Source organism: Leptospira weilii (assembly GCF_006874765.1).
GTDB lineage: Bacteria > Spirochaetota > Leptospiria > Leptospirales > Leptospiraceae > Leptospira > Leptospira weilii.
The window spans coordinates 155,001-160,000 of the sequence record NZ_CP040840.1 but is presented as its reverse complement, the minus strand read 5'-3'; the positions used below and the strand labels follow the sequence as shown (position 1 = coordinate 160,000).

Annotated in this window: 2 protein-coding genes, 1 other RNA gene and 1 pseudogene (2 of these 4 cut by a window edge); 1 reads left to right on the top strand and 3 read right to left on the bottom strand. The window is 39.3% G+C overall.

Features of this window, described 5'->3' with window-relative positions; translation table 11 throughout:
• Nucleotides 1-2,126, bottom strand: partial view of a hypothetical protein gene (locus tag FHG67_RS00725; RefSeq protein ID WP_004496308.1) — the 5' portion only. The gene continues 202 nt to the left of window position 1, outside the view; 2,126 of the gene's 2,328 nt are visible here — the first part of the coding sequence; the start codon lies at nt 2,124-2,126; its stop codon lies off the left edge, out of view.
• Nucleotides 2,127-2,212: 86 nt separating this feature from the next.
• On the bottom strand, nt 2,213-3,463 hold the full coding sequence (locus FHG67_RS00720; protein ID WP_004500594.1) for a valine--pyruvate transaminase: 1,251 nt from the start codon (nt 3,461-3,463) through the stop codon (nt 2,213-2,215).
• A 307-nt stretch (nt 3,464-3,770) separates the two neighbouring features.
• Between FHG67_RS00720 and FHG67_RS22785 the strand changes: the two are divergent.
• Nucleotides 3,771-4,725 (top strand): annotated as a pseudogene (locus FHG67_RS22785) (hypothetical protein); the annotation flags it as partial.
• 86 nt (nt 4,726-4,811) lie between these two features.
• Here FHG67_RS22785 and ssrA read toward each other — a convergent pair.
• Nucleotides 4,812-5,000, bottom strand: a transfer-messenger RNA (tmRNA) gene (gene ssrA, locus FHG67_RS00705) (it continues 158 nt past the right edge of the window).

The window sequence follows — 5,000 nt, the reverse complement described above, 5'->3', positions numbered from 1 at the left end:
ACTATATCATCCGGAACCAGAATTGTAGCCGAATTCTGCAAAAGAGCATATTCGACCGTGGAGGCAACCTTATCGTCGTCCTTTTCTCCTTTGAGATGAGCTACGTTATTTCTAATATTGTCTAAATTCTCGAAGATTTTTTTACGTAAAGAGCGGGAATCGTGAATCTTATCCGTGATCTTCGTGAAACGGTTTGGAAAAACAAAACGTTCCGCACCTTTTGCTATCAAATTTACCTTCTTTTCCTTGGGAGTTTCTCCCTTGGAATGAAAACGCTCGTCTTCGGAATCATCTCCGGAAGGATAATCGTCCGAAGAAGACATGAATTCTCCCTTAAAACCGGATCCGAGCGAAGCAGCGGAATTTCCGTTGGAAAGAATATCCGATTTTTCTTTATTTCTAAAATGGAATGCGAGCATCAGCCCTAAAAATAAACTGACCGGAATTCCCACGAATAGAATTCCAGTGGTTCTAAAATGTACGGATGCGATCAAAAATAAAATCATACTCGCAACAAAACCTAACATTCCCATCGGAAGGTTGAATTTTTTTGCGAATTCTTGGGAACGTTGTCTTTCCACTTCCAACTGTTCCATCGTCTGGATTCCCTGTTGGAGTTTTACAATACTCTCGGCCTTGAGTTTCGCATTTAATCCCGGATGTTTTGGATTACTTAGGCTCGCGTTGATCTCCTTTGCAATTTCCAATTCTTTTTGATAAGCAGTATTTTTCGTCGCCATACTACTCAACTTGTGAAGAACCGCGGCCATATATCCCGGATCTACCGCGTATATCTCCGAAGTCTGATCTGGTTTTTCGATCACCTTCATTCCATATCGATCAGAAATCTCTTTTTTTAATTCATCAACCAATGCCGGATAATGTATTACGTCCGACAAACCCGAAGACTTCAATTTTTGCTCCGGGGAGAAACTATATAAAGTTTGTTCCTGAAGAGTGTGTTCCGCTATTTTATGGAGAATTTTCGACTTCAAAGACTTAAATACGCTCTGTTCTTTTCTTTGAACGAGTTTCCCTTTTTCTTCCATCAGCTTGGATATGATTTGAACGGAAAGTCTACAGGTTTCGGATACCTTCTTACCCAGTTCATCCGTCTCTCGTTCGAATGGATAATCGTTTATAAGAGAGATCAACGCTTTTACTTTTTCGCCATTTTGTTTTTTTCCAGGCTCTACCATTTGAATATGCGTCTGTTCGAACTCCGCAATCCGTCTTCCGAACAGTTCGTAACCGGCTCTTCCGCTAAGTTCCTTCAAATAAGGAATCGCGAATTTTTCAAGAGCATCCGCCTGACAACGATAATGCGCGATAATTTCGGGTTGATTCACGTAAGAACCGTCCGGATTCAACTGAAGATCATCCAAAATGATATGATAATCCGGAAGAATTTTCATTACGTAATTTTTTTTGGTCGCGTACGTAAGAAAGTCTCTTAGAAAGTCCGTCATAGGAATATAACTGTAAGGTTGAAATCCCCTTTTTAAAAGGGTAGAAAACTCGGCCTCAAGCGAGGCCAACTTCGGAAAGAGCCAATTTTTTCCCGCCTTATTTTTATGAAGCAAAAACGCACCCGGGCTATTTTCATCCGGAAGTTTTGGTTTTTTAGCTCGATTTTGAAGTATAAGGTCAACCATCTCCTCCGAAAATTCGAAACAAGCGGCTCGATACGGACTTACATCCGTTTTCGCTTCTTTCTGAGGACTTGCAATTGCGATTCGAGCCTGAATCTTAGCTCCGTTACGAACCAAAAACGGATAGATGTATGCGGACTTATTCTTGCCTTTTTTTTCATAATCGACCAATTGTCTTAAGGCAAGATCGACACTCGGCGGGGACTTTGCTTGTTCACTCAGGTTCCTATATTTATTCAGAAGTTCCGCAAGTTTATCTAACGTAAGTAAGTAGGACGGATGAATACTTTTGGAACCGTGCTTCTCTGTCTTTTTATGCCAATCCCTAAGTTCATCTAAAATACAACGCGCGGTTGCGGATAAGCCGACCGCTCCCTCGTTCAAAAAAATATAATCAGGCGCAAGAGACTGTATTTCGGTAGGTTTACTCTCCGCCAATTCCTCAAAGCTTATGTTTTGTTCGTTGCTTTCCATGTTTCTTATCAAATCGACAATACGGTTCTTTTTAATTGAATCTTTTTATTGTCCAGTATTCCTCTTAAATGGTTAAACAAAACCATTTATTTCGAGAATTTTTCCAATACCTTCCCGATTCTCAGAATTCCTTCTTCGATCTCTTTATTTTCCCGAACAAAGCTCAATCGAAAACATTCCTGTCTATGAGACCAGTTCGGATCGGCTCCGGGGAAAAAAGTTTCACCGGGAACGATAATTACGCCCGCTTTCTTCAAAATTGGATAAAGATCGTTAACAGGCAAAGATAAATTTTTTACCCAAATCCAAAGAAAAAAAGCGCCTTCGCTTTGATGAATCCGATAGTCGACTTTGGAACTCCAATTTTTTAGAATTACCTCCTGGGCAAAAACCGATTTCTTATGATAAAAAGGTAATATTACTTTTTCACATAAATCTTTCCAACGACCCGAACGAAAAAGATCCAACGCAATAAACTGCCCCGGACTGGCGCTTGTCAAATTGATAACCGAATTGGCCTTACGTAACATGGTGATTGTTTTCGAATCACCCAGTACAAAGCCGGTACGGACTCCAGGAAGACCCAACTTAGAAAGACTAAATACTTGGATCATTCCCGGCCTATGAATAAAGGAACTTTTTTCAAAAACCACGTTGGGAAATGGAAATCCGTAAGCATTGTCGACCAATAAAGGAATCTCTGCATCGTTTGCTCTTTCAATCAAAAACCCAAGCTCCCGATCCGTGATCACGTTACCGGTCGGATTCGTAGGTCGTGAAACGCAGATACAACCGGCATCCTGTTGCCAATTAATCGAATTGAACTTTTCCAAAGATATAAAATATTTATAATATCTATCCCCGATTTTTTGAATCTCAGGCGCAAAGGACAAGAATGAATCGGGCTCCAAAGTTTGATCCGTATAACCGATATACTCCGGAAGAATGGGAAAAAAAATTTTCTTTCTCCGACCGTTTCCGAAATTCCCTGAGAAAAAGTTTAATAAGAAATAAAATGCGTTCTGACTCCCATTCGTAATTGCAATTTGATCTTCGGTAATCTTTGTCCCGGATTCTTCCGATAAAATCGAAGCGATCGTTTCCCGAAGTTCCGGAATTCCGGAAGGCGATTCGTAACTCCCTATAATTCTCTGCATACTTCCAGATTCGATTTGTTTAGATATAATCTCCTTCCATACCTCGGCCACTTCCGGGATGAAAGCCGGATTTCCTCCACCTAACAAACAAGAACCAGGATGAAAGCGCCCCAAATCGTCCATCAATTGTCCAATTCCAGTTTGTTCTGAGAATTTCCGACCAAAAATAGAATATTGCATATCGTACCAAATTTCTTTCGAATTCTAATCCAGGAACTAGAATCTAAGCGAAAAGAGAAATTTTGTAGATTCTTTTCTCAAAAATCGGATCATCTTTACATATTTTTTAATTGAGAAGGAATTTCCGAATGTATTGTTTCTTCTTATTGGAAAATCTGCAAAGGGATTTTCGAATTAACAGAGATTCGCTCGAATGAGAAACGAAAATTGAATATAGAAGTAAAACAAAATCAAATCCTCTTCAAGCAGGAATAGATCCGACCTAATAGACCGAGCGATTCGTTACATTCTTTTCGAAGACGAGAACGAGCTTTATAGAATTCGAATTAAAAAATTGACTTTCGAATGGAAACTTCCATTGGAAAGCCTTCTCGTTTTATTTTTACATGGATGCAAACAGGATCTATTTACCCTATCTTGGGACGTTATCGTCCGCAGTAGGTTCGAAACTTTCTAACTTAACGTGAGTTCTATATACTTCAATCACCCAAAATCAGGAAAGTTCAGGCACAACGCTTCCTAAGGGGCGCGTTGTGGGACGATCGTTTCACAGAGGATTTGTCGTAATTCCGACAGATTTATCTTCCGATCCAAGTAATTGTGGTGCCCTTAGGAAGTACGGCATTTTAGTTTCTTATTCACCCAAACTTTCTTACGCCGAGTTCACGTTAATTTAGGAGACGTTCTTTCTAAAGACTTCTACGACATATGCGGTATAGATTTTAAATCCACAAAATTCAACACGATCGAATTGCAGAAAGTATTTCAGATCTCCCCCGAAAACAGGATTCAAATTAGAGTTAGCTTTCATTTACTAATCCCTATAAAATAAATACCGTTAATTTGAGCACAAGTCCCACATTTAGATGCAGAATTTTAGACACTCTATTATGTAGAGATGAGCAGGATAATGTTTTGTTGTAAATGTAAATTTAAACAGCAATATCGACTACTTCGTCAACACAGTGAACTACGCTTCCAAATGACAAGGAATTACAGAAGCGGGAAATCGCATTTTCAGAAGCGATATTCAGAGACGAAGAAATCATCTAAAAATGACGGTATGAAAGTTAAAAAAGCTCCTTTTAAACTTCCTTGGCTTCAAAAAAAATTCGGTTTATAAGCTTATTTCAAAAATATTTCTAATATTCAAAAACAAGAATGTATTTGATTTAGGAATTTTCTTTTTCGATCAGTCGAAGATTTATAAAAAAAGATCGGACTTTAAAAGGCGGAGTACTTTCACTAAATGCGAAGAATGAAACCTCGTAAATCCATCTGGTTGATGAGTTTTTACGGTTTCAAACTCAATTAAAATACAAAGGAAATAATTTTCAATCCGACAAACTTGGAGACGGCGGGGTTCGAACCCGCGTCCTATTGCGCCCCAGACCAGCCTCTACGTGTGTAGTCTGTATATAAAGTTTCGGAAAGAGGTTAACCCACAGACAGGACTCTCTCTCCTATCCGGCTCAAATACAGTCTCTTTTAGGAACCGAAAACCAAAAGAGCCGCCTCTTGATAAGTTGCAGAACGT

Coding starts and splice junctions, on each gene's coding strand:
- FHG67_RS00720 (WP_004500594.1), bottom strand. CDS start 3,463: ATGCAATATTCTATTTTTGGTCGGAAATTCTCAGAACAAACTGGAATT.